Source organism: Bradyrhizobium sp. SYSU BS000235, assembly GCF_049747295.1.
Classification (GTDB): domain Bacteria; phylum Pseudomonadota; class Alphaproteobacteria; order Rhizobiales; family Xanthobacteraceae; genus Afipia.
The window spans coordinates 1,609,888-1,635,496 of record NZ_JBMHJM010000001.1 but is presented as its reverse complement, the minus strand read 5'-3'; the positions used below and the strand labels follow the sequence as shown (position 1 = coordinate 1,635,496).

Genomic DNA, 25,609 nt, shown 5'->3' with positions numbered 1-25,609 from the left:
AGGGGTCTCCAAGTCCTCTAGATAGTTGATCTGACTATGAACGGTGTGGGCGCTGGTTGCGCTGGGCCTGAGCAGGACGATTTTCGCGGTGCAGGAACGCGACGCCCTGAATGCCTTCGCCCTTATTGTTGCCGCCCTGTGACGGACGGGAAGTCTCGTGACGCTTGCCGTCGTTACGCTTGCCTTCGTGCCGGTTGCCTTCATGCCGGCCGGCATGGGCTGCATTGTCCCCGCCCGGACGTCGCCGGCGCCGCTTGGGGCCCTGCGAGGCGGGAGCCGCGTCATTCGAACGAGCTCCAGCTCCATGTCCATGGCCGTTTGCGGAACGCACCGGCCGCTGCTGCGCCGGGGAGGCCGCTGCGCGGTGCTGACCGGGCGTACGGCGATCTTCCTTCGGAAGGCTGATGCGGATCAGCTTTTCAATGTCCCGCACGTAGGTGTGTTCCTCGCCTGCGCAGAGCGAGATGGCCACGCCGTCGGCGCCTGCACGCGCTGTCCGCCCAATGCGGTGAACATAGGTTTCCGGAACATTCGGGATATCGAAATTGACCACATGGGTAATGCCGTCAACGTCGATGCCGCGCGCGGCGATATCGGTCGCGACCAGGGTGCGGATGTCGCCGGAGCGGAAGGCCGCCAGCACACGTTCGCGATGGTTCTGCGACTTGTTCCCGTGGATGGCCTCGGCCGCAATCCCGACCTTTGCAAGACCCTTCACCACCTTGTCGGCGCCGTGCTTGGTGCGTGTGAAGACCAGAGCGCGGTTCACCGGCTCAGCTTTCAGGAGTTGTGCCAGGATGGCCGGCTTGGCCGTGTGGTCGACCTGGATGATGCGCTGATCGATCCGTTCGGCGGTGGACGAGACCGGTGTCACCGAGACCCGGGCCGGATCGCGCAGCATGTGCTCCGCGAGATCGGCGATGTCCTTCGGCATGGTGGCCGAGAAGAACAGCGTCTGACGCTTGATCGGCAATTTGGCGACGATTTTGCGGATGTCGTTGATGAAGCCCATGTCGAGCATGCGGTCGGCTTCGTCAAGTACCAGAAATTCCACCTGAGCAAGCTTCAGGGCGTTGCCCTGCACCATGTCGAGCAGGCGCCCAGGCGTGGCGACCATCACTTCGACACCTTGCATGACCGAGCGGACCTGGCGTCCCATCGGGACGCCGCCGATGGCGAGCGCGGACGTCAGCCTCAGGTGCCGGCCGTAGGCGTTGAAGCTCTCGAGGATCTGCCCGGACAGCTCTCGCGTTGGGCTGAGCACCAGAACGCGGCAAGACTTCGGCTGCGGCCGGATACGGTTTTCCAGCAGACGATGCAGGATCGGCAGCGCAAAGGATGCCGTCTTGCCCGTGCCGGTTTGGGCGATGCCGATAACGTCGCGTCCGGTGATCGCGATGGGAATGGTTTGAGCCTGGATAGGCGTGGGCGTGTGATAATTCTCTTCCTTAAGAGCACGCGAGATTGGATCGGCGAGCCCGAAATCCTGAAACGAGGTCAAAAGCGGGTCTTTCTATGAGTCATTGCGCGCGCCGGACATCATGTCGGGTACGGGCGGTGTCGGGGACACCCGCGTGTTTGGGGCGTCGGTTTCGGTTAGCTGAAAGCAAGCCAGAAACCGCAAAACGGGATCAGAACACGCGGCTCGCAAAGACCTTACGATTCTCAAGGTCGCGGCGTTGATATGGAACATGAACGCGGCGCTTTCAAGGTGAATATCCGTTGTTTCGGGTAATCGCGCCGGATGGTTGATCTCCCGCCAATGTCGATAGGAGCTGGCTTGCTTCAGATTTAATCACTGCGCCGCAACTGTTCATTTATTGGGCATTCTGCTGCCTTCGTATTCAGGACGGCCGCCTAAAAACAGGGCTGGCTGCGTACACCGTAAGCCGGGAATCTGAAATTCGTTAGTTTTAGCAATGGTTTGATGAATTTTCAGGCGGTGGCACACTTCTTGCGATTCTCTTAAACGCAGCCGGCCCAGGGCCGTCTCATCGCGTTTCACGCTGCGTCAGGGAGATATCATCGCATGACTACGCATTTCAGCACGACAATGGCCGTGCCGTTCAGCCGCCGCAGATGGCTGGCTGCGTCAGCCGGCCTGTTTTTAGGTCTCGCGACGCTCGGCGGCGCCAAGGCTGCCGATGACACCATCAAGGTCGGTGTTTTGCATTCGCTGTCCGGCACCATGGCCATCAGCGAAACCACGCTGAAAGACACCATCCTGTTTCTCATCGACGAGCAAAACAAGAAGGGTGGTGTTCTCGGGAAGAAGTTAGAGGCTGTCGTCGTTGATCCGGCTTCGAACTGGCCGCTGTTCGCCGAAAAGGCCCGCGAGCTGATCACCAAGGATAAGGTCTCGGTGGTGTTCGGCTGCTGGACCTCGGTGTCGCGCAAATCCGTGCTGCCGGTGTTCAAGGAGCTGAACTCGATCCTCTTCTACCCCGTTCAGTACGAGGGTGAGGAAAGCGAGCGCAACGTGTTCTACACCGGCGCTGCGCCGAACCAGCAGGCCATCCCCGCGGTTGACTATCTGATGAAGGAAGAAAAGGTGAAGCGCTGGGTGCTGGCCGGCACCGACTACGTCTATCCGCGCACCACCAACAAGATCCTTGAAGCCTACTTGAAGTCCAAGGGCGTTAAGCCGGAAGACATCATGATCAACTACACGCCGTTCGGTCACTCCGACTGGCAGACGATCGTGGCCGATATCAAGAAGTTCGGTTCTGCGGGCAAGAAGACGGCGGTGGTCTCAACCATCAATGGCGATGCCAATGTGCCGTTCTACAAGGAGCTCGGCAACCAGGGCATCAAGGCGACCGATATTCCGGTGGTTGCGTTCTCGGTGGGTGAAGAAGAACTCGCCGGCATCGACACCAAGCCGCTCGTTGGTCACCTCGCGGCCTGGAACTACTTCGAATCCATCAAGACCCCCGCCAACACCGAGTTCATCAAGAAGTGGCAGGCCTACACCAACAATCCGAAGCGCGTCACCAACGACCCGATGGAAGCGCACGTGATCGGCTTCAACATGTGGGTGAAGGCTGTCGAGAAGGCCAAGTCGGTCGATCCTGACAAGGTGATCGATGCTCTGCCCGGTACCGAGGCGGCGAACCTGACCGGCGGCGTGTCGAAGATGCTGCCGAACCACCACATCACCAAGCCTGTGTTCATCGGCGAAATCAAAGGCGATGGCCAGTTCGATGTGGTGTGGAAGACCCCGAGCCTCGTGGCCGGCGATGCCTGGTCGAAGGAGCTCGACGGCTCGAAGGATCTGATCGGCGACTGGGTCACGCACAAGTGCGGCAACTTCAACGTCAAGACCAACAAGTGCGGCGGTCAGGGCTCCTGATTGCCTGACTTGAGCTGAACGTCCGGGGGGCGGCGATTGTCGCCGTCTCCCACCACCTCTGCCGGGGTTGTCACGTGCTTTTAAATTTCATGGTTCGAGGCCGCGCGCTGTTCGCGGCAATGGCGCTGATCGTCTGCATGGCTCTGCCCGCAGTGGCGGGGCCCTTTGAAGATGCGGTTGCGCAGTTTGCCAATGACTCATTCTCCGATACCGAAGAAGCTGTCGGTGTGATCGCAACCAGCGGCAATCCACAGGCTGCTCCTATCATCGCGGCATTGCAGGATGGCCGCCTGATGGCCGATGCCGAGAGCAAGAAGGTTTTCATCAAGGCCGCTGACGGCAAAGTTTCCGACGCTGCGACCGGGGCGCCTGTGGCCGAGGTGCCTGCGGGCGCGAGTGCCGTGCGCCTCAACAACCGCCTGCGCCGTGCGGTTGAGGCTGCCATGGGCGGGCTCACACTGCTATCGCCGGATGTCGCGACGCGCATTCAAGCCGCGCAGGCGGTTTTCAAATCCCATGACGCGGCTGTTCTGCCGACGGTTGAAAGCGCGCTGCAGAAAGAACCCAACAGCACCGCCAAGCGGGCGCTAGCGCAAGCCAAGGCCGCCATCGTGCTGTTCAAGGACGATGCAAGCGAGGCTGACAAGCTCGATGCGATCTCCGTCATCCGCGCGCGCGGTGATCAGGACGCCTTGGCGATCCTGACAAGTTTGCCGCCGGATCAGCCGCAGTCGGTGGTGCGTGCGGCCGCGAGTGCGATCGGATCGATCCAAAGCACCCTTGCGATTTGGGCGACCGTGCAGAACGCATGGTACGGCCTCTCACTCGGTTCGGTACTGCTGTTGGCCGCGATCGGCCTCGCGATCACGTTCGGCGTGATGGGGGTCATCAACATGGCCCATGGCGAAATGGTGATGATCGGCGCCTATGTCACTTTCGTGGTGCAGGAGATCATCCGGACGAGCTACCCGGCGCTGTTCGATTATTCGCTGTTCATCGCCGTGCCGCTGGCATTTCTGGTCGCCGGGCTCATCGGTGTTTTGATCGAGCGGACGATCATTCGCTTTCTTTACGGACGCCCGCTCGAGACCCTTCTCGCCACCTGGGGACTCTCCCTCATCATTCAGCAGGCGGTGCGGACCGTCTTCGGCCCCACCAACCGCGAGGTCGGCAATCCGTCGTGGATGAGCGGCGCATTCGACATCGGCTACCTGACGATTACCTATAACCGGCTGTGGATCGTGGTCTTTACGCTCGCGGTGTTTTTCATCCTGCTGGCGATGCTGCGTTTCACAAGTCTCGGACTTGAGATGCGCGCCGTGACGCAGAACCGGCGCATGGCGGCTTCGATGGGCATCGCCACCTCGCGGGTCGACGCCCTGACCTTCGGTCTCGGGTCGGGCATCGCCGGCATTGCGGGCGTGGCCCTATCCCAGATCGACAACGTCAGCCCTAATCTCGGCCAAAGCTACATCATCGATTCATTCATGGTGGTGGTGTTCGGTGGTGTCGGCAATCTGTGGGGCACGCTGGTCGGCGCGTTGACCCTCGGCATGGCCAACAAGTTTCTCGAGCCGGTTGCCGGCGCGGTGCTGGGCAAAATCGCCATTCTGGTCCTGATCATCCTGTTCATTCAGAAGCGGCCGCGCGGCCTATTCGCGCTCAAGGGTCGGTCGGTGGAAGCATGATGACGCCGCACATTCTCACCCGATCCCTCGACAAAAGCGCGACGGTCTTTCTGTTGATCGTCGCGGCAATCGGCATTCTTGTGCCGCTGTCGAATTTGCTGCTGCCGGAAACGTCTCCGCTGCAGGTGCCCACCTATCTGATGGCACTGTTTGGCAAGTATCTTTGCTATGCGATCCTCGCGCTCTCCATCGATTTGATCTGGGGGTATTGCGGAATCCTGTCGCTCGGTCACGGCGCCTTCTTTGCCCTCGGCGGTTATGCCATGGGCATGTATCTAATGCGGCAGATCGGCAGTCGCGGCGTCTACGGCAATCCGCTGTTGCCTGATTTCATGGTGTTCCTCAACTACCAGAAGCTGCCGTGGTACTGGCTGGGCTTCGATATGTTCTGGTTCGCCGCCCTGATGGTGCTTGTGGTGCCGGGCCTGCTGGCCTTCTGCTTCGGCTGGCTGGCCTTCCGCTCGCGCGTGACCGGCGTGTATCTGTCGATCATTACGCAGGCCATGACCTATGCGCTGTTGCTGGCGTTCTTCCGCAACGATTTCGGCTTCGGCGGCAACAACGGCCTGACTGACTTCAAGGATATTCTCGGCTTCAGTGTCCAGGCGCAGGGAACGCGCGCGGTGCTGTTCATCCTGTCTTGTGTCGCGCTTGCAGTTGCTTTCTTGATCTGCCGCGCCATCGTCACCTCGAAGCTTGGCAAGGTTCTCGTTGCCATACGTGACGCGGAATCCCGGACGCGGTTTCTGGGCTATCGCGTGGAGTCCTACAAGCTCTTCGTCTTCACGCTGTCGGCCTGCATGGCGGGGGTCGCAGGCGCGCTGTATGTGCCGCAGGTCGGCATCATCAATCCTGGGGAGTTTGCGCCGGGCAATTCGATCGAGGCGGTGATCTGGGTTGCCGTCGGCGGACGCGGCACGCTGATCGGTGCAGCGCTCGGCGCTGTTGTTGTGAACTACGCCAAGACGGCGTTCACGTCCGGTGTGTTGGCGCCATATTGGCTATTCATGCTGGGAGCGCTGTTCATCCTGGTGACGTTGCTGTTGCCCAAGGGGATTGTCGGCACTGTGAAGGACTGGTGGGAGCGACGCCGGGAAGAGCAGTTCGAGACAAACGCAGCGAGCGCAGCACTCGAAGATGGCATCGCTGAAACACGGATGGCGGAGTAAGCCTATGAATGTCATGGACACTCGCGCGACGTCTGCCATGTTGTACCTCGATGGGGTCCATGTTTCCTTCGATGGATTTCACGCCATCAACAATCTGTCGTTGACCATCGCGCCGGGCGAGATGCGGGCCATCATTGGTCCAAATGGGGCCGGGAAGACGACGATGATGGATATCATCACCGGGAAAACAAAGCCCGACGAAGGCGATGTCCTGTTTGATGGTTCGGTCGATCTCGCGCGACTGGACGAGACCCAGATCGCGGAGCTCGGCATTGGCCGCAAATTCCAGAAGCCGACCGTGTTCGAAAGCCAGACCATCGAGGACAATCTGCGCCTTGCGCTGAAGACCGACCATGGCGTTCGCAAGACATTGTTCTGGCGGGAGACGGCGGACGAGCGCGAGCGGATCGACCGCGTTCTTGAGACGATCCGTCTGACCGGTTCGCGCGATCGGCTGGCTGGCGCATTGTCGCATGGTCAGAAGCAGTGGCTCGAGATCGGCATGTTACTGGCGCAGGATCCCAAGCTGTTGCTGGTCGACGAGCCGGTGGCCGGCATGACCGATGTCGAAACCCATCAGACCGCTGAGCTTCTCAAAGAGATCAACAAGGACAAGACGGTGGTCGTGGTCGAGCACGACATGACGTTCGTGCGCGAGCTTGGTGTGCGCGTGACCTGCCTGCACGAAGGCTCAGTGCTGGCGGAAGGGTCGATCGACCAGGTTTCCGCCAACGAGCGCGTGATTGAAGTCTATCTGGGGCGGTGAAGCTATGCTCAATGTCAACAACATCAGCCTCTCCTACGGCGCAGCACAGGCATTGCGCGGGGTGTCGCTGCTGGCCGAGCCCGGCAAGGTGACCTGCGTGCTGGGCCGCAATGGCGTCGGCAAGACCAGCCTGCTGCGCGCCATGGTCGGACAATACCCAATCTCCGGCGGCTCCATCACCTTCGACGGCGCCGACATTTCGGGATTGAAGCCGTATGAGCGCGCCCGAAAAGGCATGTCCTTTGTACCTCAGGGCCGCGAAATCTTTCCTCTCCTGACCGTCGAAGAGAACCTCAAGACCGGCTTTGCGCCGCTCAAGCGGAGCGAACGCTCTATACCGGACGACGTGTTCTCGCTGTTTCCGGTCCTGCAGAACATGCTGGGCCGCCGCGGCGGCGATCTGTCGGGAGGCCAGCAGCAGCAGCTCGCGATCGGCCGCGCACTCGTGATGCGTCCGAAGCTGCTTCTCCTGGACGAGCCGACCGAAGGCATTCAGCCGTCGATCATCAAGGATATCGGCCGGGCGATTTCCTACCTTCGCAGCTTGGGCACGATGGCCATCGTGCTGGTTGAACAATATCTCGACTTTGCCTGCGAGCTCGGCGACAATTTCGCCGTCATGGATCGCGGCGCGGTGAAGTTCACATGCGGTCGCAGCACGCTCGATCCGGACGAGATCAGTCGCCAGATGGCGCTCTGATAGGAAGTGAAGACTCCTGAGCGGGCTGGGCGGGATGCAGAGCGAGACGACATCTTCGGTATCGGAGACCTTCGCGGCCAATCGTGCGATTGGCGCGGTGAGGTTTGACGTGCATGTCCGGGATGGACTGACGCGACGGCGCGAGCTGCACGAGGAGGGGTCACTGCGTGTGCGCTTTCCGTCACCCGAGCAGCAAGGCCTCTCTGCGGTCTTCGTCAACACCGCCGGCGGCATCGCGGGCGGCGATCGCTTCGATATTGATATCTGCACGCGGGCCAACGCCCAACTGACCGTCACGACAGCTGCGGCGGAAAAACTCTATCGCTCCCATGGGCCTGAATCGCATGTGAACATCAAGTTGTGTGCCGAAACCGGGTCACGGCTTGCGTGGTTACCGCAGGAAACGATCCTGTTCGATCAGTCTTGCGTATCACGCAGCATCGATATTGATGTGGCAGAGGGTGCTTCGCTTCTGCTGTGCGAAATCGTCGTGTTCGGCCGGGCCGCCATGGGCGAAACGATGACGAAGGGCCGCTTTGTGGATCGCTGGCGAATGCGGCTCGGGGACAAGCTGGCGTTTGCGGAAACCGTTCGTCTCGACGGCGACATCGCGCGCAGGCTGGCAAGCCGCGCTGTCCTGAACGGCGGCGGAGCGATCGGCACGGCGCTCATCGTGCCCGGGGATGAGGCGGTCGTGGAGCGTATCCGCGCATCGTCGGATCGATTCGGCGGTGAAGTCGGTATCTCTGCCTGGGACGGATTTGCAATCGCGCGCTTCTGCGCACAGGATGCGGCGACGCTTCGCGCCGACATGATGACGGTGTTAGGGCAGGCCAGTCCGTCGGGTTTGCCGCGTCTTTGGCTTAACTAGGTTCAATTTCAATCGGATACTGCGCATGAATTTGTCTCCCCGCGAAAAGGACAAACTTCTGGTTTCGATGGCCGCGATGGTGGCGCGGCGGCGTCTGGAGCGCGGCGTCAAACTCAACCACCCCGAAGCGGTGGCGATCATTTCCGACTTCATCGTTGAAGGCGCGCGCGACGGCCGTACCGTCGCCGAGTTGATGAAGGCCGGGGCGGAAGTCCTGACGCGCGATCAGGTCATGAGCGGAATTCCTGAAATGATCCATGATATCCAGGTTGAAGCGACATTCCCGGACGGCACTAAGCTTGTCACCGTTCACGAGCCAATTCGTTGAGAGGCGTCCATGATTCCCGGTGAAATGTTCATCAAGGACGGCGACATCGAACTCAACGCCGGCCGCAAGACGGTGACACTCACCGTCGCCAACACCGGCGATCGCCCCGTTCAGGTCGGGTCGCACTATCATTTCTTCGAAACCAATCCAGCCTTGAAGTTCGATCGGAAGAAAGCGCGTGGGATGCGGCTGGATATCGCGGCGGGTACCGCTGTGCGATTCGAACCCGGGCAGACGCGTGAGGTCAATCTCGTGGCGCTTGCGGGCAAGCGCACCATCTATGGCTTCCGCGGCGAGGTGAGCGGCAAGCTGTGAGTGCACACGTCAGCGGGCGGAGAAAACGATGAAAGACACATATTCGGGCGGCTGTCAGTGCGGCAAGGTTCGTTACGAAATGTCCGGAGAGATCGGAGAGGTCCTTGCGTGCAACTGCTCACGCTGCGGCAGGCTCGGGACACTGCTTGCATTCGTTCCGGCGCAGGACTTCAAGCTGCTCTCCGGTGAAGGCGCGACAACGGAATATTTGTTCAACAAAAACGCCATTAGCCATCGTTTCTGCGCGACCTGCGGCGTTGAGTCTTTTGCGTCCGGCAAAGCGCCTGATGGAGCTGAGATGATCGCCGTCAACGTTCGCTGCCTTGACGATATTGATGTCGATTCGCTGCAGGTGAAAAAGTTCAACGGCAAGGCATACTGAAAGCGTTTTATGGCCACCAGGATTAAACGTTCCGTCTATGCCGACATGTTCGGCCCCACGACCGGAGATCGCGTCCGGTTGGCCGATACAGATCTGATCATCGAAGTCGAGAAAGACTTCACCGTTTATGGCGAGGAGGTGAAGTTCGGTGGCGGCAAGGTGATCCGCGACGGCATGGGCCAATCGCAGGTCACCAACAGGCAAGGGGCGGCCGACACGGTCATCACCAACGCGCTGATTGTGGATCACTGGGGCATTGTAAAGGGCGATGTCGCCATCAAGGATGGTACCATCTCGGCCATCGGGAAGGCCGGCAACCCGGACATTCAGCCCGGTGTGACCATCGTCATCGGGCCTGGCACCGACATCATCGCGGGCGAGGGCAAGATTCTCACCGCCGGTGGTTTCGACAGCCACATCCATTTCATCTGCCCGCAGCAGATTGAACACGCGCTGATGTCGGGCGTCACTTCGATGCTCGGCGGCGGCACCGGTCCGTCGCACGGCACATTCGCCACCACCTGTACGCCGGGGCCGTGGCACATCGCACGGATGATCCAGTCCTTCGATGCGTTTCCCGTCAATCTCGGCATTTCCGGCAAGGGCAACGCGTCGCGGCCTGCCGCGCTGGTGGAGATGATCAAGGCGGGCGCCTGCGCGCTCAAGCTGCATGAAGATTGGGGGACGACACCGGCGGCGATCGACAATTGTCTCTCGGTGGCGGACGATCACGACATTCAGGTGATGATCCACACCGACACACTGAATGAGTCGGGCTTTGTCGAGGATACCGTCAAGGCGTTCAAGGGCCGCACGATCCACGCCTTCCACACGGAAGGTGCGGGCGGCGGGCACGCGCCGGACATCATCAAGGTTGCTGGGTTGAAGAACGTGCTGCCGTCGTCGACCAATCCGACGCGGCCGTTCACACGCAACACCATCGATGAGCATCTCGATATGCTGATGGTCTGCCACCATCTCGATCCGTCGATCGCCGAAGATCTCGCCTTTGCGGAGAGCCGCATCCGTAAGGAGACCATTGCCGCGGAAGATATTCTCCACGATCTTGGCGCGCTGTCGATGCTGTCGTCGGACTCCCAGGCCATGGGTCGCCTCGGCGAAGTGATCATCCGGACCTGGCAGACCGCGGACAAGATGAAGAAACAACGCGGATCGCTGCCCGAGGACAAGGGTAAGGACAACGACAATTTCCGGGTGAAGCGTTATATCGCGAAATACACGATCAATCCGGCGATCGCGCACGGCGTCTCGAAGCTGATCGGCTCGGTCGAGAAGGGCAAGATGGCTGATCTCGTGCTATGGTCGCCTGCGTTCTTCGGCGTCAAGCCCGATTGCATCATCAAGGGCGGCTCGATCGTCGCGGCGCCGATGGGTGATCCGAACGCTTCGATCCCGACGCCGCAGCCCGTGCATTATCAGCCGATGTTCGGAGCGTTCGGGAAATCTCTGACGGCGTCGTCGGTGGTGTTTACGTCAAAGGCTGCCGTTATCTCGGGCCTCGGCAAGAAGCTGGGCACCGAGAAGGCGCTCTATCCTGTTTTAAACACGCGCGGCGGGATTTCGAAGAAGAGCATGATTCACAATGGTGCCACACCGAACATCGAGGTCGATCCGGAAACGTACGAAGTGCGTGCCGATGGAGAATTGCTGACCTGCGCGCCGGCCGAGGTGCTGCCCATGGCGCAGCGGTATTTCATGTACTAGGGTCCCGGCGTCGAAAGTAAAACAGTCGGGAGAAATGCCTTGATCTATGTGGTTGCGACTTTGACCGTGAAGCCTGAAATGCGCGCCGAGCTGATCGCAGGCGCGAAAGCTTGCATCGCGGAGACACGCAAGGAAGCGGGTAACATCGCCTATGATCTGCATGAGAGCGTCACTGATCCGAGCAAGCTTGTGTTCGTGGAGCAGTGGGAAAATGCAGAGGCGCTGGAGCCGCACCGCAAGGCCGACCATATGCGCGCGTTCGGGCGTATTGCGGTAAACTGCATGGCGGCACCGCCAAAGATCGAAGTGATTACGCCTGCGAAGGTGGATGTCCGATAATTGACGTTGCCGCGTCTGCCATACTACAGCGCGGCGAAATCCAAAAAGTTGTGAGGCTGTTGATATGATCCGCGCAACGCAAGTGCGACCACATTATCGCTGGAACGAGGCGGCGGCTGACACTGTGGTGCTTGGTTTCGACGACCGTCATCGCCGCCGTATGACGATGACGGGTACTCGCGGCCTTGAATTCCTTCTTGATCTGCAACAGGCAGTTGCCCTGCGCAGCGGCGATGCGCTGGTGCTGGAGGATGGCCGGCTGGTCGAGGTGGTCGCTGCCGCCGAGCAGCTTCTTGAAATCCGAGGAACTGATCCATCGCATCTGGTGCGGCTGGCTTGGCACCTCGGCAATCGGCATTTGCCGACCCAGATTGTCGGAAAGGGTCTTCGGATTCGTCATGATCATGTGATCGAGGCTATGGTGAAGGGACTTGGTGCGCGCGTTATCGAGATCGAAGCGCCGTTCGATCCGGAAGGCGGGGCCTATGCCGGCGATGGTCACGATGGTGGGCACGACGCAGCGCACGCCCATCATGATCATGGCCATGATCACGCAGGGCACGATCACAAGCATCACGCATACGGTCATCACAACCACGACCACCACGGTCATTCCCATGCTCATGACCACGAGCACTGAGAACAGTCTGAATCACATTCCGGAAGCGGATCAGGCTTCGCTCTTTCGGCTGATGACGTGGCTTTCGCCCGCATTTCCCGTTGGATCGTTCTCTTACTCAAGCGGTATTGAATGGGCAGTCGAGGCGGGAGACATCATCGACACCGCGACGCTTCAGGACTGGCTATCCGCGATGCTCGTGGATGGTCCTGGCTTTTGCGACGGCGTGTTCCTGAGTCACGCCCATCGCGCAGCGCAGGCGGGCGACGTGACAACGCTGCAGCATATCGTCGAATTGGCCGCGGCATTCGCGCCGTCGCGCGAGCGGCATCTCGAGACGACGGCGCAGGGCAGGGCGTTCGTTGAAATCGCACGCGCTGCGTGGAACTGCGATGCTCTCGGTTTGCTGGCTGCATGCGGCGGGCCGATCGCATATCCTGTTGCTGTCGGCGTGCTGGCCGCCGGGCACCGCATTTCCTTAGCCCTTACGCTGCATGCGTTTCTGCATGCGATGACATCGAACTGGATTTCGGCCGGGGTGCGGCTCATTCCGCTCGGGCAGACGGATAGCCAGCGTGTCCTTGCCGGTCTTGAGAGCATGATCCTCGTGACAGCGGACAAAGCTCTCGACGCTACGCTCGATGACCTCGGTAGCGCGACATTCCGCGCCGATCTCGCCAGCATGCATCACGAGACGCAATACACACGGCTGTTCCGCTCATGAGTCGGATTTTCGCAAAACGAGTATGCGCATGACAAAATTCAATGGCCCGTTACGTGTCGGTATTGGCGGCCCGGTGGGTTCCGGAAAGACCGCGCTGATGGATCTGCTCTGCAAGACCATGCGGGAACGCTACGATATCGCGGCGATAACCAATGACATTTACACGAAATGGGATGCAGAGTTTCTGGTGCGCTCGGGTTCTCTCACGCCGGATCGAATCGCCGGTGTGGAAACCGGCGGATGCCCGCATACGGCGATCCGGGAAGATGCGTCGATGAATCTCGCTGCCGTCGCCGACATGCGTGTCAAGTTTCCCAACCTCGATCTCGTACTGATTGAATCGGGAGGTGACAATCTTGCCGCCACCTTTTCACCGGAACTTGCCGACTTGACGATCTATGTCATCGACGTTGCCGCAGGCGATAAGATCCCGTCCAAGGGCGGCCCTGGAATCACGCGATCGGATCTGCTGGTGATCAACAAGATCGATCTCGCGCCTTATGTCGGTGCGTCGCTGGACAAGATGGACACCGACGCAAAGCGTATGCGAGGGGAACGGCCGTTCGTCATGACCAATCTCAAGAAGAGCGAGGGGCTCGATCGGATCATCCGCTTTATCGAAACCAAAGGCGGCCTTCAGGTGACCGACGCAGCCCGCAAGAATTAGCCGGCTCGTCGCTCGTCTTTGGCTTGTCCGTTCCGGAACTGCCACCCCGTGGGCGGGTTAGTCCGGATGAAGCGAGGACACCGTGGCGCGACCAAAGACTACAGCGATATTTTCCTTGTGGCGATTCTCATCGGGATCGTCGTTATTGTACTCAGCTTGATGATGGCTATTGCTCACTCCACGTCTCGGTACCCGGAGACATTGGGCGCCAGGGTCAGGACGGATCAACCGAACGTCCTTCGAGACAAGGGTCAGCCGCAGAACGGTTCAGCGGTGATCCGAAATTAAGAATTACGGGGTTTCTTTGTTGATTGCCGGGAACCAAAAGAACACGGCGTGATTAGCCCACTCACGGGCCATTTCCAGCCCTGGAATTGGTTAACGATTGCCGGCTCTTGAGCGCAAATGATCATTCGTTCAGTATCTGCGTCCTTCCCCGCTCTGCACTGCTCCGCTATTGATCGGCGGCGATCTGCTATCCCGTTCTCCTCCTCTTCCGAGTAGTTGCGTGCTCCGTCTCGGCTTCATCATAGGACTGATGGCGATTATCGGAGTGCTTGTCTCCGGGCTTGCCGCTTTCAAGGTCTATGAACAAGAGTTGTCGCTTGATCGAATCGCGCTGGCGCGGGCCGTCGATACCCATGCAGCGCTTGTGCAGGAGCGCTTGAGCGAGCGCGAATTGCTGACCAGGGTGGCGGTCGGGCTTTTCCGGACGCCGTCGATCAACAAGGCCAATGCCCTGCAGCCGCTGCGTTCGTCAATCTACGCATTCAAGACGGACTTCGTCGTCGCGGGTTGGATCGCACGCGTTCCGGTTTCACAACTTGGGCAGGCGCAGGCCGAGCTGAAAGCTGCCGGCTATCCCAATCCGACGGTCCGAAATTTCAACGACACCCCGCTGACTTCGGCAACGTTACGGGATCCGGAAAGCGTCTTGATGGATGTCGAGCCGAAGAACGATGAAACGAAATTGTTTGTCGGCCGCGTCTTTGACGATCAGCCCATTATTGGACCGGTGCTGACGCGCGCCGCGGAGGAAGGGAAGCCGATTTCATCTGATCCTCTTGAGCTGGTCCGAAACGGCGGCCCGATGGGGATTGTTCTTGCCGCTGCCGTCAAGGGCGATGGATCGGATACTGTGGCCGGATTTCTGACGATCTCGTACCGCCTGGCACCGTTGATGCTGGCCAACGATGAGTTGTCGCTGTTTTCGGTGGCGCTGCGTGATCCCCGCGATGCGTCCAACAATCTCAGTGCCGACACCAACGGGAACATTGTTTCCGTCCCCCTGCAACTCGATGCCGAGAATCCGCCGCTGTTGCGCGTCGTTTCATTCGGCAGTCGGGATTGGACACTGATCTATTACGCCAAGCTGCATGTAGGGGCTCATGCGCAGGAAGTCGCGGCGATCGTGCTGGCGATCGGAGCCGCATTGACCACGATCCTTTGCGGCCTGTTCGGGTATGTTTCGTACAACAACATCCGGCTGAGCCGCGAAATCGAGACACGGATCGGCTTTGAGCGGAGGCTGACCGCCGTCATCGATGAACTCAATCACCGGGTGAAGAACATCCTCGCGGTGATCCAGTCCATCGTGACCCGGACCATGCGGCATGGCGCGGATATCGATGTTGCGCGCGAATTGCTGATTGGACGCATTCATGCCATGTCGCACGTCGTCTCGCTTCTGAGCGAGAGCCAGTGGCAGGGTGTCAAGCTGAAGGGGTTGTTCGAGTCGCGCGCCATTCCTCACGGTGAGCGCATCGTCCTCAACGGGCCCGACATCACCATCAGTGCGCGGGCAGCGCAAAGCCTGTCGCTGCTGTTCTTTGAGCTCGCCTCTCACGCCGATGAAGGGCTTTCACTCGTTGGCAAGCATCCGCATGTGGTCGTGGAGTGGAGCGTGGCGGGCGAACGGCCCGATACGATCTTTCATTTCCGCTGGGAAGAATTCAATACCAGCGCTGCCACCCGGCGGCCCGATAGTGATTTCGGCATTGTTCTCCTGGATCGCGTGGCGCCGGAAGCGCTTGGCGGTACAGCCAAGCGCTACTTTACAGATGTTAGCTATGTGTATGAGCTGACCGCGCCAATGGAAACGGTGATCGACGAAAATGAACTTGATCGCACAAACCGCCTCAGCGCGCCGGTGAAAAAGCGCTGATCCGATAAATCGATTATTTCTGCTTGTGTCATGACAAACGAAAAAGCAGCCGCTCCGCGCAGCTGCTTTTGCTTTATCGGTTTTGCTCTCTGATTAGCGGAGGAGCTCAGCCTCCTCCGCCTCCGATCACGGCGCGCACCGTATCATCTGGACCGAAATCCTCGGCACCCTCAACAGTCAGCAGCGCGCTGAGTTTGGAGCGAGCGCGATTGACCCGGCTTTTGATAGTGCCGACCGCGCATCCGCAGATGGCTGCAGCATCTTCGTAGGAGAAGCCGGATGCACCGACGAGAATAAGTGCTTCACGTTGATCCTGTGGAAGCTTCTCGAGGGCAGTACGGAATTCCTCGAATTCGAGATGTGAATTCTGAGCCGGCTGCGATTTGAGAGTTTTCGCGTAGCTGCCTTCCGCGTCTTCCACCTCGCGGCGGCGCTTGCGGTAGTCCGAGCGGAAAAGGTTGCGCAGAATCGTGAACAACCATGCCGGCAGATTCGATCCCGGTTGGAAGGAGTCGATATGAGCCAGCGCGCGCAGCAGCGTTTCCTGCACCAGGTCGTCTGCCCGGTCGCCGTTACCGCTCAGTGAAATTGCGAACGCGCGCAGACTTGGCACGGTCGCCAGGATTTCATCTCGAAGAGAGTCAGTGAGAGGCATTAGTCCCTCCCGTCTTTTTTCGCCAGCGCCTGCGCAGCGGCATCCGGGGTGTCGAGCTGGCGGATCAATTCAGCAAAGCGATCCGGCACGCCTTGGCGCACTACATCGTCGTACATGGCACGAAGCTGATGTCCGATCCGGGATTGAATCTCGGCATTGAGCCCACCTGGCTTGCCTGATCCGCTTCCAGATCCACCCGATCCACTAGATGGTTTGTTTGATGGAGGCTTCAAGTCTTTCATGGCGGTGATCCGTGTTTTCCCCGAGAGCTAAGTGCTTTGAATTGCAGGTGGTTTCCCCCTGCCAATGAAGACTTCAGCCCCTATGTGAGAAACCTAATGCGTCGTTTGGGATAAAGTTCCAGCATCTGGGAACTTTTATGAAGTTCGTGCGTAATTATCGCGATCAAGGAACCGGGGATCCACGGGTGGATGTCTCCGGGTCTGAACCGTTAGCTATCGATTGGAGGGGGTATGTCTCGTTCTCAGCTCGTTGCTGAACATTTGCCACTGTTGCGTCGCTACGCACGCGCCCTGACCGGGAGCCAGACGTCCGGCGATGCCTATGTGGCGGCCATGCTCGAGGCCTTGTTGCAAGACCCCTCGTTGCTTGAAGAAAAGTTTGGACCGCGTGCGGGCTTGTTTCGGCTATTCACGCGGATCTGGAATTCCGTGTCGTTGAACGAAAATGCCGAGGCTCCGGCCTCCGCCCAGGCGGCGTCGGAGCAGCGGCTCTCAAATATCACGCCGTTGGCACGGCAGGCCTTTCTGCTGCTGTCGCTGGAAGGCTTTTCGGAGCAGGAGGTCGCTCACATCCTCGATACTGAGGTGTCGAAGATCCGCGAACTGACGGACACCGCCGGTCGCGAACTGGCTGCGGAAATCGCGACCGACGTCCTGATCATCGAGGATGAGACCTTCATCGCGATGGACCTGGAAAGCCTGATCAAAAATCTCGGCCATAACGTCATTGGCGTGGCGCGGACCCATGCGGATGCCGTTGCCTTGGCCAAGAACAAGAAGCCGGGATTGATCCTCGCAGACATCCAGTTGGCTGACGGCAGCTCCGGGTTGGACGCTGTCAACGAACTGCTGCGAAGCTTCGAGGTGCCGGTGGTATTTATTACCGCCTATCCGGAACGCTTCCTCACCGGTGAACGGCCGGAGCCGGCCTTCCTGATTTCCAAGCCGTTCCAGCCCGCGATGGTCTCAGCGGTCGCGAGCCAGGCTTTGTTCTTCCAGCGCAACTCACGCAATCGTGCGTCGAGGGCAGCCGCTTCCTGACGCAGCAGTGCATTGCAAAGCCGGGCGTGGATTTCCACGCCCGGCTTTTTGCTGCCTGCCTGCTTTTTGCGTCTCACTAAAATAACATGGGGTGCGGCCGGCATCACCACGGTCGCACCCCACGCGATAGCCGGTTGATTAGGGGCAGGGGGAATAACCGGCTTTTGGAAAGACGCGGGGTATCCGAAAACGTTCCGGGCCACTTCACAATTATTTTGACGCCGTTCCCATCACCCTTTCGGCTGAGTCCGGAACGAAGCCGTTTCGTTCACGTTGTTTAACGCATTCGCTCTTCGGCGATGCAACAACGCGTAGAGGCGTATCATGTCAAACGTAACTTCCGGAATTCTCGGTGCGGTGGCGGCAACGCTTGCGCTCGGTGCCGTGCATCTTGAAGTGGCGACCGGTAACGATCTGGTCGGTTCGGCACAAAGAACGAGCGGAACGATGGGTATTGCCCACGCACCGGCTAATGTGACTGCTGTCTCTCAGAACGTGAATCGCTCTGCAAAAGGTGATCGCGATCTGGCGATGCAGCCATCTGGGGGCTTGACGATTTCATTCAAAGTCCCTGGCGCAAACGATGCATCGGTTGCCTTGCGAATGCCGGCAGGTGATGCGGCGGATGCACGCCGCAAGCCGGTACAGCCGGCTAGACTGGAAAAAGGATCTGCTGTGGAGCGCAGGCAGGTTGCATGCGAACCCGTAGTGAGTGCCTTGACCGCTGTGGCCAAGCAGCTCGGCCCAGGGCGCTGCATTACATAATTCAGAGCTGACAATAAGCCGATTAAATGAAAAGAGGCGCCGATGGGCGCCTCTTTTCATTTGGCCTTCTTATCCGTTGCTCGCCTGAATGAGTTATTCGCCCGGTTCTTCTTTTGCCGCCGCGTTGCGATTTGCCATGAATCCGAGGGCTGCGCCAGCGATGGCAAGCAAGGGAATGATGCGCTTGATCCCGATTGTTCGCACAATTTGCAGGCCCGCAGCCAGCACCATGGGATCGCTGAGAGCAGCCTGCATGGCGGACGGAGAGGGCGGCTTAGGCTTGTTCACTTGCTGCCGTTTCTGGACCGCATAAGACATTGCTGCCAGCAACGTGGCGATAAAGAATACGCCAGCGCCCGCGAGACAAGCCTGGATCAAGCCGTAGCGCTCGAGAACGAAGACAAAGGCGGCCGCGCATAAGAACGAGACAGTGACAAAAAGAAATACCGCGGCGGCAAGCGCGAGGGATGTTTGCCGCAGCGCCGATCCGGTGCTTTCGCGAACATCATCGATGAGTTTTTGAAGCATCGAAAATCCGATCCAAAATGGCCACAATGAAATTGACGCGCCGAAAGCGCGTCATCAGCAATTGATGGTGTGGGGAGACGCGCTTTAGCGTCTCCAGGTGACGCCGATCAAAAAGCCTAGTCCCAGTGCGAGGCCAACGGCCGCCAGCGGACGTTCCACGATGGCGTCTTCCAACGACTCCTCCAGAGTGCCGGCAGCCTCCTGTGCGGCATCGAGCGCCTCACTGCCGCGCTGGCCGATATCGGACATCATGGAATCCACGTTCGAGCGGGCCTGTTTGTAGGAGCGCCTGGCTTGTTTGCGCGCGCTGCCTGTGAAGGCGTCCAGAACATCTGTGATCTGGTCTGCCAGAGCTGACATATCGTTCTTCACGGTATCTACATCCTTCTGCAGGCGGTCATATGTTGCTTTGTCCGTCATGGTCCTCATCGCATCTTCGCCGTCGGTACTCGACATCGAAAGCTCCCGGAAACGGATTTCCTGCTGCGAAAACGCCGTGTTATCGGGAAGGTTCCATCGGCTAGATCTCCGGAAGCTGGGTATCCTTGACCGGCATCAGATGCTCCTTGAGAACGAGCCCGACGATCAGCAGGGGCGACGACAAAAACGTCCCCATCGGTCCCCATAGCCATGTCCAAAACGCGAGCGCGATGAAGACCGCAAGCGCATTGAGCGCGAGCCGCCGGCCGATAATTGTGGGAGTAATGAAGTGCCCCTCGATAAAGGCGACGATCGCGAAGCCGGCTGCGGCAATAAGCCCGGCGCCTAAGGTCGCGGCCGTAATGATGCCCACGGCCAGCAGCACCACAAACATCACGATCGGGCCGATGATCGGAATAAAATTCAGAATGGCTGCGAGCGCTCCAAGACCCGCCGGATTGGGCATATGGGTGAAGGCACAGATAACGCCGGTCGCAATGCCAACACCCATGTTGATCAGCGTAACCGTCAGGAGATAGTTGCCGAGATGCGTCTCGATTGCATTCAGAATCCGCAAAGTTCTTAACCGCGACTCATGGTCGCCAAAGGTCAGGACCAGCGCGCGTCGGAGGCTCGGCCAGCTCGCGATGAAGAGGACGAGAACTGCAAAAAACAACAGGATCTCGGTGAAGGTCGGCGACAGGAATTCAAATGTCGGCTGCACCCATTCCACCTTCGGCAGCGGCAAGGAGAGCGACGTCTCCCCCGGTCCCGGTGCCGCCCCGAACATTCCCTGCAGTTGGTGCCACAGCGCAATCGGCCGATCGAACACATGGAATTTGTCTTTCAGGCGCGGTCCAATCTCAGGCAGCCGCGTGGTCCATTCCATGACGGGCGCGGAAATGAGCCCGATCATGAATGCAAGGCCGGCAAACGTTGCGGTCACAATTGCGACAGCCGAGGCGGAGCGCGGAATTCGGTAGCGCTCAAGAAATTTGGCGGCGGGAGACAGCATCGTCCCGACGATAACGGCTGTGACAATTGGCAGGAAAAATGCGCGCCCTACGTAAAGGACAGCGGTGATGCTGATCAGCAACAACCCGATCAGACAGAACGTCACGATCTCGGTGCGCTGAATGATGGGAGGACGCTCAAGCCGGCTGGCGTCGAGCGGTGTGCTCGCGGTGTGCAGGTTGAGTTCGCGAGCTTCACTCATCGTGGTCGCCCATCATCAAAGTCTGCCGAGAAGCAAGAGAATGATCACGATGATCAGAAGGGTCCCGACGATCCCGGACGGGCCGTAACCCCAGGAGCTGCTGTAACCCCAACGCGGAAACACACCGAGCAGGATCAAGATCAGGATGATGAGAAGTACGGTGCCCAAAGACATGACAGTGATCCTTCCATGTCTCTGCCGACTGGCTCCTCCTCGCCGGCTCCCACCAGCGCTAATCGCCCGGAGCAACTGAAGTTCCCTCGCGCGATCGTGAACTGCCGATGGGGTTGACTGAACGGACTCAAGGCCTGCGAGCCATGGAACAAGCGCCGGGGCAGCGCGTTCGGTTTCCCAGTCACTTCCCAAGGCAACCGCAGAAGCGAGGCTGGTCATGGCGTATTCAATGCCGTTCAGTGCAAGGTCTGGGAATTCCCGTCGTTTCGTAAGACTGTTCACACTGGCGGCGACTGCCGTGCTTTCGGTCGGGTTGGCCGGTCCGGCCTTGTCACAGACACTGGGATATGCGGGACAACCGCAAGGCAATTTCTGGTCAAACGATCGATCGTTACCCTCGCCGCAAGTTACGCCGGAAGAGGACGAGAGTTCGGTTCTTCCCGAGCGCTTTCGCCGGCGCGTGGTCTCTTTCGAAACCCGTGAAGCGCCCGGCACCATTGTGATCGATACCGGCAATACGGCGCTGTATTACGTGCTGGGTGGTGGCCGCGCGATCCGTTACGGCGTCGGCGTCGGCCGTGAAGGATTTACCTGGTCCGGTGTGCAGAGTGTGTCGCGCAAGGCAGCCTGGCCCGATTGGCATCCACCGGCAGAAATGATCGCGCGCCAGCCTTATCTGCCGCGGTTTGTTGCAGGCGGTCCGGGAAATCCGCTTGGAGCGGCTGCGATGTATCTCGGCTCCAGCGCCTATCGCATTCACGGCACCAATGATCCTTCGACCATTGGCAAGTTCGTATCGAGTGGCTGCATTCGGCTGACCAACACTGACGTGCAGGATCTGTTCAATCGCGTCAGCATAGGCACGAAGGTCGTCGTTCTTCCCAAGAACAAGCCAATTCAAATTGAAGAAAAACTGGCGGGTCGCGGGCGTCTCTCGATGAATGTGCCGTCCGCGGGTGGCCTGTCACAAAACATCAAGATGTCGGGATTATATTAAACGCGTGTTTTGAAACGCCGTTTAGAGGTCTCGTTGGTTGAAGTGTGAAGTGCCCGCCAAGAGGTTCGTGATGCATGTTTCAACGTGTCTGAAAATCGCTTCGACCTTCGCGCTTCTCCTCTTTGCATTTCACGGCGATCTTATCGTCCCTTCTCATGCGCAAGGCGCGTGTGATCCGTTCACGCAATTTTTCGGCGGCTGTAATCCCAGACCTGCGCAGCAATCCTTAGGCTATGCTGATCCGGGCACGGGGTTTGATCGACCTCAACGGGTCTATGTCTATCGTCCGCACCGTGAATCCGCGACCGCCTTTTGCGTGCGAACGTGTGATGGCCGCTATTTCCCGGTCGCTGTGCGCGAAGGGCAGAGCAGCGCGGAGATGTGCAGCAATTTCTGCCCGGCCAGCGAGACCAAAATTTATCGCGGCTCATCGATCGACGAGGCTTCGACCGACAGCGGAAAATCCTATTCGGACATGCCGAACGCGTTTCGCTATCGTAACGAACTGGTTGCCGGATGCACCTGCAATGGAAAGGATGCGTTCGGTCTCGCGCCCATGAAGGTTGAAGACGATCCGACCTTGCGCAAGGGCGACATCGTGGCCGGTGCAGACGGTTTGATGGTCGTTGGCCGCAGCCGCCGCAGCGCGGAGCTCAACTTCACGCCGGCCCCTCAGTCCTTGCGGGCGAAGTTCGGGCAGTTGCCCGTAGTTGCTGCTCAATAACGTTGTTCCCGAACGGGAACCAATCCTGATGGCGACCGTTGGATCCGATATGGCACGCGTTGCGTGCCTTCATCGAGTCCGGTCTCATGAGGGGTGATCATGGCGATACTGATAAGCATCTTGATTACGTTTCTTGTCGTTATCCTGGTTCTTTATCTCATCAACATGTTGCCGATCGATGGGCGCGCGAAGCAGATCGCGAGAGCCATCGTGGTGATCATCGGCATCGTTTCGATGCTGAAATATCTCGCCGTGTTCTGAAATTCTTTGCCAAGGAATTAAAACAAAAAAGCCCCGGCATTGTTGCCGGGGCTTTTCGTGAGAGAAACTCACTTCCAAGGACACTCACTTCAACGTGCCGAACCAATCATCCACGTCCTTGTGAACCTGATCCTTGGCGTAACCATAACGCTGCTGAAGCTTGCCTTCGAGCTGTTCGCGGCGGCCTTCAATGACATCGAGATCGTCATCGGTCAGCTTGCCCCACTTCTCTTTGGCTGAACCCTTGAACTGCTTCCAGTTCCCTTCAATGCGATTCCAGTCCATCGGCCATCTCCCTTTTTAAATGGAACGTGACCGATAACGGTGCGATGTCGCGATCGTTCCTGATAAACGATGCGACATCGCGCCGTGTGTTTGTGATCAGCCGGCGAGTTTGGCTTCCTTGCGGCGTGCGTGGAGAATGAACTCGGTGTAGCCGTTCGGCTGCTCTCGCCCCTTGAAGACCAGATCGCACGCCGCCTTGAAGGCAACGCCATCGAACGATGGTGCCATCGGGCGGTACAGCGGATCGCCGGCGTTCTGCTTGTCGACGACAATCGCCATGCGCTTCAGGGACTCCATCACCTGATCCCGGGTTACGACGCCCTGCAGCAGCCAGTTCGCCAGATGCTGGCTTGAAATGCGCAGCGTTGCGCGGTCTTCCATCAGGCCGACATCGTGAATGTCCGGCACCTTGGAGCAGCCGACGCCCTGGTCGATCCAACGCACGACGTAACCAAGAATACCCTGACAGTTGTTGTCGATCTCCTGCTTCACATCATCCGGTGCCCAGTTCGATTGCGAAACTGGAATGGTGAGAATGTCGGAGAGCTTCGCCTTGGTGCGGGTCTTCAGTTCTTCCTGGCGGGCATGCACATCGACCTGGTGATAGTGCAGGGCGTGCAGCGTCGCCGCGGTCGGCGAGGGGACCCACGCCGTGCTCGCGCCGGCCTGCGGGTGCGCGACCTTCTGCGCAATCATGTCGGCCATCTTGTCCGGTGCGGCCCACATGCCTTTGCCGATCTGGGCGTGGCCCGGCAGGCCATTGGCGAGACCGATGTCGACGTTCCAGTCCTCGTAGGCCTTGATCCAGGGCTGCGCCTTCATGTCGTTCTTGCGGATCATCGGGCCCGCTTCGATCGAGGTGTGGATCTCGTCACCGGTACGGTCGAGGAAGCCGGTGTTGATGAAGCAGATGCGCTGAGCTGCATTCTGAATGCAGGCAGCGAGGTTCACCGTGGTGCGGCGCTCCTCATCCATGATGCCGACCTTCAGCGTGTTGGCAGGCAGCGACAGCATCTTTTCGACGCGGCCGAAAATCTCGACCGTGAGCGCAACTTCATCCGGGCCGTGCATCTTCGGCTTGACGATATAGACCGAGCCCTTGCGGCTGTTCTTGAGCTGGGACTTGCCCTTCACGTCGTGGATTGCGAGCAAGCCAGAGACCGCGGCATCGAGGATGCCTTCCGGAATTTCCTCGCCCTTCGCGTCAAGCACGGTGTCGGTGAACATGTGGTGGCCGACGTTGCGGATCAGCATCATGCTGCGGCCGTGGAGCTTCACCTCTTTGCCATCCACGCCTTTGTAGACGCGGTCGGTATTGAGGGCGCGGGTCATGGTTTTGCCGCCCTTTTCGAAGTCCGCAGACAGCGTCCCGTTCATCAGGCCGAGCACGTTGCGATAGACCAGGACCTTGTCGTCGGCGTCAACCGCGGCGACGCTGTCTTCCATATCGAGAATGGTGCTGACTGCCGCTTCGAGGATCATGTCGGAGACGCCGGCCGCATCGTCCTTGCCGATGACATGGTTGCGATCGATCTGCACGTCGATGTGCAGGCCGTTGTTGACGAGCAGGATCGCGCTCGGAGCTGCCGCGTCGCCCTGATAGCCGACAAGCTGCGCCTTGTTTTTCAGTGCGGTTGCGTTGCCGCTCTTCAGCTTGGCTGCGAGCTGTCCGCTCTCGATGCTGTAGGCCGTGACGTCGCTGTGATTGCCGGTCGCAAGCGGTGCAGCCTGATCAAGGAACGACTTCGCTTTGGCGATGACCTTGTCGCCGCGCGCCTTGTTGTAGCCCTTGCCGCTCTCACTCGGGTCGTGCGGGATCGCATCGGTGCCGTAGAGCGCATCGTAAAGGCTGCCCCAGCGTGCATTCGCCGCGTTGAGTGAGTATCGCGCATTGGTGAGCGGCACCACGAGCTGTGGGCCGAACATGCGGGCGATTTCCTCATCGACGTTCGCGGTCTGCACTTCCTTCGCAACGGGCTCCGGGAGCAGGTAGCCGATCTCCTTCAAGAATGCCGTATAGGCATTCATGTCGAACGGCTTGCCTTTGTGGGCCTTGTGCCAGTCGTCGATCTTGGCCTGAAGCGTATCGCGGAATGCCAGCAACTCGCGATTGCGGGGCGCCAGGTCGTTCACGATCGCGGCAAGTCCGGCCCAAAACGCATCGGGTGAAACGCCGGTGTCGGCGGTTGCTTCTTTGGCGATAAAGTCAAACAGGGCAGGCGCGATCTTCAATCCGCTGGCATCGATACGTTTCATGACAAATCTCACGGACAACGGCAAAAAAGCGCCGTTTCAGGGCTTCAGGATGAGGTGAATTTAAGGGCCGCCGCCGGGGCGGCTTTGTGGGGGTGGTTTTAACGCCAAAGCCGGGCAAAAGAGAAGTCCCTTCCCCGCTCCAAGCTTGTATACCACGGTCCATTCTATCGCAGGGCAATCACTGGCAGCGAGGTGGCCGTGGAGCTCCAAAAGCTGGAAAACTGTATTTTTCGCGA

29 protein-coding genes are annotated in these 25,609 nt (G+C 59.2%); 20 read left to right on the top strand and 9 right to left on the bottom strand.

What is annotated here, in order from left to right; all coding sequences use genetic code 11:
• Nucleotides 1–34: 34 nt before the first annotated feature.
• The gene (locus ACP0KA_RS07635; protein WP_424628225.1) at nt 35–1,501 is read right to left on the bottom strand and encodes a DEAD/DEAH box helicase; all 1,467 of its coding nucleotides are present in this window, start codon (nt 1,499–1,501) and stop codon (nt 35–37) included.
• Nucleotides 1,502–2,029: 528 nt separating this feature from the next.
• On the opposite strand from ACP0KA_RS07635, the gene urtA reads away from it, so the two are divergent.
• The 15 genes from urtA to ACP0KA_RS07560 all read left to right on the top strand — a co-directional run bounded on the left by urtA (nt 2,030) and on the right by ACP0KA_RS07560 (nt 15,809).
• On the top strand, nt 2,030–3,352 hold the full coding sequence (gene urtA / locus ACP0KA_RS07630) for an urea ABC transporter substrate-binding protein (RefSeq protein ID WP_424628224.1): 1,323 nt from the start codon (nt 2,030–2,032) through the stop codon (nt 3,350–3,352).
• 119 nt (nt 3,353–3,471) lie between these two features.
• Nucleotides 3,472–5,040, top strand: a complete 1,569-nt coding sequence (gene urtB, locus ACP0KA_RS07625) for an urea ABC transporter permease subunit UrtB (RefSeq protein ID WP_424631509.1) — start codon at nt 3,472–3,474, stop codon at nt 5,038–5,040.
• Entirely contained in the window at nt 5,040–6,209 is a 1,170-nt protein-coding gene (urtC, locus tag ACP0KA_RS07620; RefSeq protein WP_424628223.1) for an urea ABC transporter permease subunit UrtC, read from the top strand. Before urtB ends, urtC begins: the two co-directional genes overlap by 1 nt.
• Before the next feature lie 4 nt (nt 6,210–6,213).
• Nucleotides 6,214–6,975, top strand: coding sequence for an urea ABC transporter ATP-binding protein UrtD (gene urtD, locus ACP0KA_RS07615; protein ID WP_424628222.1), 762 nt, complete (start codon nt 6,214–6,216; stop codon nt 6,973–6,975).
• Between the two features lie 4 nt (nt 6,976–6,979).
• Complete coding sequence (gene urtE, locus ACP0KA_RS07610; protein ID WP_424631508.1) at nt 6,980–7,675, top strand: urea ABC transporter ATP-binding subunit UrtE; 696 nt, start codon at nt 6,980–6,982, stop codon at nt 7,673–7,675.
• Between the two features lie 34 nt (nt 7,676–7,709).
• Entirely contained in the window at nt 7,710–8,546 is an 837-nt protein-coding gene (locus ACP0KA_RS07605; protein WP_424628221.1) for an urease accessory protein UreD, read from the top strand.
• A gap of 25 nt (nt 8,547–8,571) precedes the next feature.
• Nucleotides 8,572–8,874 (top strand): urease subunit gamma, encoded by a 303-nt coding sequence (locus ACP0KA_RS07600; protein ID WP_424628220.1) that lies wholly within the window; start codon nt 8,572–8,574, stop codon nt 8,872–8,874.
• Between the two features lie 9 nt (nt 8,875–8,883).
• Complete coding sequence (locus ACP0KA_RS07595; protein ID WP_424628219.1) at nt 8,884–9,189, top strand: urease subunit beta; 306 nt, start codon at nt 8,884–8,886, stop codon at nt 9,187–9,189.
• A gap of 28 nt (nt 9,190–9,217) precedes the next feature.
• Complete coding sequence (locus ACP0KA_RS07590) at nt 9,218–9,571, top strand: GFA family protein (RefSeq protein ID WP_424628218.1); 354 nt, start codon at nt 9,218–9,220, stop codon at nt 9,569–9,571.
• Nucleotides 9,572–9,580: 9 nt separating this feature from the next.
• A complete protein-coding gene (gene ureC / locus ACP0KA_RS07585) occupies nt 9,581–11,296 on the top strand; it encodes an urease subunit alpha (protein ID WP_424628217.1) in 1,716 nt (571 codons plus the stop codon).
• Between the two features lie 39 nt (nt 11,297–11,335).
• Nucleotides 11,336–11,635 carry a putative quinol monooxygenase gene (locus ACP0KA_RS07580; protein WP_424628216.1) on the top strand — a complete coding sequence of 100 codons (300 nt, stop codon included), beginning with the start codon at nt 11,336–11,338 and terminating at the stop codon, nt 11,633–11,635.
• Nucleotides 11,636–11,699: 64 nt separating this feature from the next.
• A complete protein-coding gene (locus tag ACP0KA_RS07575) occupies nt 11,700–12,275 on the top strand; it encodes an urease accessory protein UreE (RefSeq protein ID WP_424628215.1) in 576 nt (191 codons plus the stop codon).
• Nucleotides 12,253–12,978 carry an urease accessory protein UreF gene (locus ACP0KA_RS07570; RefSeq protein WP_424631507.1) on the top strand — a complete coding sequence of 242 codons (726 nt, stop codon included), beginning with the start codon at nt 12,253–12,255 and terminating at the stop codon, nt 12,976–12,978. Before ACP0KA_RS07575 ends, ACP0KA_RS07570 begins: the two co-directional genes overlap by 23 nt.
• A 28-nt stretch (nt 12,979–13,006) precedes the next feature.
• The gene (ureG, locus tag ACP0KA_RS07565) at nt 13,007–13,645 is read left to right on the top strand and encodes an urease accessory protein UreG (RefSeq protein ID WP_424628214.1); all 639 of its coding nucleotides are present in this window, start codon (nt 13,007–13,009) and stop codon (nt 13,643–13,645) included.
• Nucleotides 13,646–14,153: 508 nt separating this feature from the next.
• Complete coding sequence (locus ACP0KA_RS07560; protein ID WP_424628213.1) at nt 14,154–15,809, top strand: CHASE domain-containing protein; 1,656 nt, start codon at nt 14,154–14,156, stop codon at nt 15,807–15,809.
• A gap of 106 nt (nt 15,810–15,915) precedes the next feature.
• Here ACP0KA_RS07560 and ACP0KA_RS07555 read toward each other — a convergent pair whose 3' ends face one another.
• Nucleotides 15,916–16,464 (bottom strand): sigma-70 family RNA polymerase sigma factor, encoded by a 549-nt coding sequence (locus ACP0KA_RS07555; protein ID WP_424628212.1) that lies wholly within the window; start codon nt 16,462–16,464, stop codon nt 15,916–15,918.
• Nucleotides 16,464–16,706, bottom strand: a complete 243-nt coding sequence (locus tag ACP0KA_RS07550; RefSeq protein ID WP_424628211.1) for a NepR family anti-sigma factor — start codon at nt 16,704–16,706, stop codon at nt 16,464–16,466. The genes ACP0KA_RS07555 and ACP0KA_RS07550 overlap by 1 nt, the downstream gene beginning before the upstream one ends.
• A gap of 231 nt (nt 16,707–16,937) precedes the next feature.
• On the opposite strand from ACP0KA_RS07550, the gene ACP0KA_RS07545 reads away from it, so the two are divergent.
• Both ACP0KA_RS07545 and ACP0KA_RS07540 read left to right on the top strand, forming a co-directional pair.
• Nucleotides 16,938–17,747: a response regulator gene (locus ACP0KA_RS07545; protein WP_424628210.1), complete on the top strand. Its 810-nt coding sequence runs from the start codon at nt 16,938–16,940 to the stop codon at nt 17,745–17,747.
• Between the two features lie 324 nt (nt 17,748–18,071).
• Nucleotides 18,072–18,512 carry a hypothetical protein gene (locus ACP0KA_RS07540; RefSeq protein WP_424628209.1) on the top strand — a complete coding sequence of 147 codons (441 nt, stop codon included), beginning with the start codon at nt 18,072–18,074 and terminating at the stop codon, nt 18,510–18,512.
• Nucleotides 18,513–18,605: 93 nt separating this feature from the next.
• Here the strand turns inward: ACP0KA_RS07540 and ACP0KA_RS07535 are convergent, their stop codons facing one another.
• From ACP0KA_RS07535 to ACP0KA_RS07520, 4 genes are all read right to left on the bottom strand, one after another.
• The gene (locus ACP0KA_RS07535) at nt 18,606–19,040 is read right to left on the bottom strand and encodes a hypothetical protein (protein ID WP_424628208.1); all 435 of its coding nucleotides are present in this window, start codon (nt 19,038–19,040) and stop codon (nt 18,606–18,608) included.
• 84 nt (nt 19,041–19,124) lie between these two features.
• Nucleotides 19,125–19,496: a DUF883 family protein gene (locus tag ACP0KA_RS07530; RefSeq protein WP_424628207.1), complete on the bottom strand. Its 372-nt coding sequence runs from the start codon at nt 19,494–19,496 to the stop codon at nt 19,125–19,127.
• A gap of 64 nt (nt 19,497–19,560) precedes the next feature.
• The gene (locus tag ACP0KA_RS07525) at nt 19,561–20,676 is read right to left on the bottom strand and encodes an AI-2E family transporter (protein WP_424628206.1); all 1,116 of its coding nucleotides are present in this window, start codon (nt 20,674–20,676) and stop codon (nt 19,561–19,563) included.
• Nucleotides 20,677–20,691: 15 nt separating this feature from the next.
• Nucleotides 20,692–20,850 carry a DUF3309 family protein gene (locus tag ACP0KA_RS07520; protein WP_424628205.1) on the bottom strand — a complete coding sequence of 53 codons (159 nt, stop codon included), beginning with the start codon at nt 20,848–20,850 and terminating at the stop codon, nt 20,692–20,694.
• A gap of 217 nt (nt 20,851–21,067) precedes the next feature.
• On the opposite strand from ACP0KA_RS07520, the gene ACP0KA_RS07515 reads away from it, so the two are divergent.
• From ACP0KA_RS07515 to ACP0KA_RS07505, 3 genes are all read left to right on the top strand, one after another.
• Nucleotides 21,068–21,847 (top strand): L,D-transpeptidase, encoded by a 780-nt coding sequence (locus tag ACP0KA_RS07515; protein ID WP_424628204.1) that lies wholly within the window; start codon nt 21,068–21,070, stop codon nt 21,845–21,847.
• A gap of 70 nt (nt 21,848–21,917) precedes the next feature.
• Nucleotides 21,918–22,571, top strand: coding sequence for a DUF2865 domain-containing protein (locus tag ACP0KA_RS07510; RefSeq protein WP_424628203.1), 654 nt, complete (start codon nt 21,918–21,920; stop codon nt 22,569–22,571).
• A gap of 99 nt (nt 22,572–22,670) precedes the next feature.
• Nucleotides 22,671–22,832, top strand: a complete 162-nt coding sequence (locus tag ACP0KA_RS07505) for a Thivi_2564 family membrane protein (RefSeq protein WP_424628202.1) — start codon at nt 22,671–22,673, stop codon at nt 22,830–22,832.
• Nucleotides 22,833–22,916: 84 nt separating this feature from the next.
• Here ACP0KA_RS07505 and ACP0KA_RS07500 read toward each other — a convergent pair whose 3' ends face one another.
• Both ACP0KA_RS07500 and ACP0KA_RS07495 read right to left on the bottom strand, forming a co-directional pair.
• Nucleotides 22,917–23,117 carry a CsbD family protein gene (locus ACP0KA_RS07500; RefSeq protein ID WP_424628201.1) on the bottom strand — a complete coding sequence of 67 codons (201 nt, stop codon included), beginning with the start codon at nt 23,115–23,117 and terminating at the stop codon, nt 22,917–22,919.
• Nucleotides 23,118–23,213: 96 nt separating this feature from the next.
• Complete coding sequence (locus tag ACP0KA_RS07495; RefSeq protein WP_424628200.1) at nt 23,214–25,373, bottom strand: malate synthase G; 2,160 nt, start codon at nt 25,371–25,373, stop codon at nt 23,214–23,216.
• Between the last annotated feature and the right edge of the window lie 236 nt (nt 25,374–25,609).

Coding starts and splice junctions, on each gene's coding strand:
- ACP0KA_RS07545 (WP_424628210.1), top strand. CDS start 16,938: ATGTCTCGTTCTCAGCTCGTTGCTGAACATTTGCCACTGTTGCGTCGC.
- ACP0KA_RS07575 (WP_424628215.1), top strand. CDS start 11,700: ATGATCCGCGCAACGCAAGTGCGACCACATTATCGCTGGAACGAGGCG.
- ACP0KA_RS07590 (WP_424628218.1), top strand. CDS start 9,218: ATGAAAGACACATATTCGGGCGGCTGTCAGTGCGGCAAGGTTCGTTAC.
- ACP0KA_RS07605 (WP_424628221.1), top strand. CDS start 7,710: ATGCAGAGCGAGACGACATCTTCGGTATCGGAGACCTTCGCGGCCAAT.
- ACP0KA_RS07520 (WP_424628205.1), bottom strand. CDS start 20,850: ATGTCTTTGGGCACCGTACTTCTCATCATCCTGATCTTGATCCTGCTC.
- ACP0KA_RS07600 (WP_424628220.1), top strand. CDS start 8,572: ATGAATTTGTCTCCCCGCGAAAAGGACAAACTTCTGGTTTCGATGGCC.
- ureG (WP_424628214.1), top strand. CDS start 13,007: ATGACAAAATTCAATGGCCCGTTACGTGTCGGTATTGGCGGCCCGGTG.
- ACP0KA_RS07540 (WP_424628209.1), top strand. CDS start 18,072: ATGTCAAACGTAACTTCCGGAATTCTCGGTGCGGTGGCGGCAACGCTT.
- ACP0KA_RS07535 (WP_424628208.1), bottom strand. CDS start 19,040: ATGCTTCAAAAACTCATCGATGATGTTCGCGAAAGCACCGGATCGGCG.
- urtE (WP_424631508.1), top strand. CDS start 6,980: ATGCTCAATGTCAACAACATCAGCCTCTCCTACGGCGCAGCACAGGCA.
- ACP0KA_RS07570 (WP_424631507.1), top strand. CDS start 12,253: ATGCTCATGACCACGAGCACTGAGAACAGTCTGAATCACATTCCGGAA.
- ACP0KA_RS07500 (WP_424628201.1), bottom strand. CDS start 23,117: ATGGACTGGAATCGCATTGAAGGGAACTGGAAGCAGTTCAAGGGTTCA.
- ACP0KA_RS07550 (WP_424628211.1), bottom strand. CDS start 16,706: ATGAAAGACTTGAAGCCTCCATCAAACAAACCATCTAGTGGATCGGGT.
- ACP0KA_RS07595 (WP_424628219.1), top strand. CDS start 8,884: ATGATTCCCGGTGAAATGTTCATCAAGGACGGCGACATCGAACTCAAC.
- ACP0KA_RS07555 (WP_424628212.1), bottom strand. CDS start 16,464: ATGCCTCTCACTGACTCTCTTCGAGATGAAATCCTGGCGACCGTGCCA.
- urtB (WP_424631509.1), top strand. CDS start 3,472: ATGGCGCTGATCGTCTGCATGGCTCTGCCCGCAGTGGCGGGGCCCTTT.
- urtC (WP_424628223.1), top strand. CDS start 5,040: ATGACGCCGCACATTCTCACCCGATCCCTCGACAAAAGCGCGACGGTC.
- ACP0KA_RS07495 (WP_424628200.1), bottom strand. CDS start 25,373: ATGAAACGTATCGATGCCAGCGGATTGAAGATCGCGCCTGCCCTGTTT.
- ACP0KA_RS07515 (WP_424628204.1), top strand. CDS start 21,068: ATGGCGTATTCAATGCCGTTCAGTGCAAGGTCTGGGAATTCCCGTCGT.
- ACP0KA_RS07510 (WP_424628203.1), top strand. CDS start 21,918: ATGCATGTTTCAACGTGTCTGAAAATCGCTTCGACCTTCGCGCTTCTC.
- ACP0KA_RS07525 (WP_424628206.1), bottom strand. CDS start 20,676: ATGAGTGAAGCTCGCGAACTCAACCTGCACACCGCGAGCACACCGCTC.
- ACP0KA_RS07530 (WP_424628207.1), bottom strand. CDS start 19,496: ATGTCGAGTACCGACGGCGAAGATGCGATGAGGACCATGACGGACAAA.
- urtD (WP_424628222.1), top strand. CDS start 6,214: ATGAATGTCATGGACACTCGCGCGACGTCTGCCATGTTGTACCTCGAT.
- ureC (WP_424628217.1), top strand. CDS start 9,581: ATGGCCACCAGGATTAAACGTTCCGTCTATGCCGACATGTTCGGCCCC.
- urtA (WP_424628224.1), top strand. CDS start 2,030: ATGACTACGCATTTCAGCACGACAATGGCCGTGCCGTTCAGCCGCCGC.
- ACP0KA_RS07505 (WP_424628202.1), top strand. CDS start 22,671: ATGGCGATACTGATAAGCATCTTGATTACGTTTCTTGTCGTTATCCTG.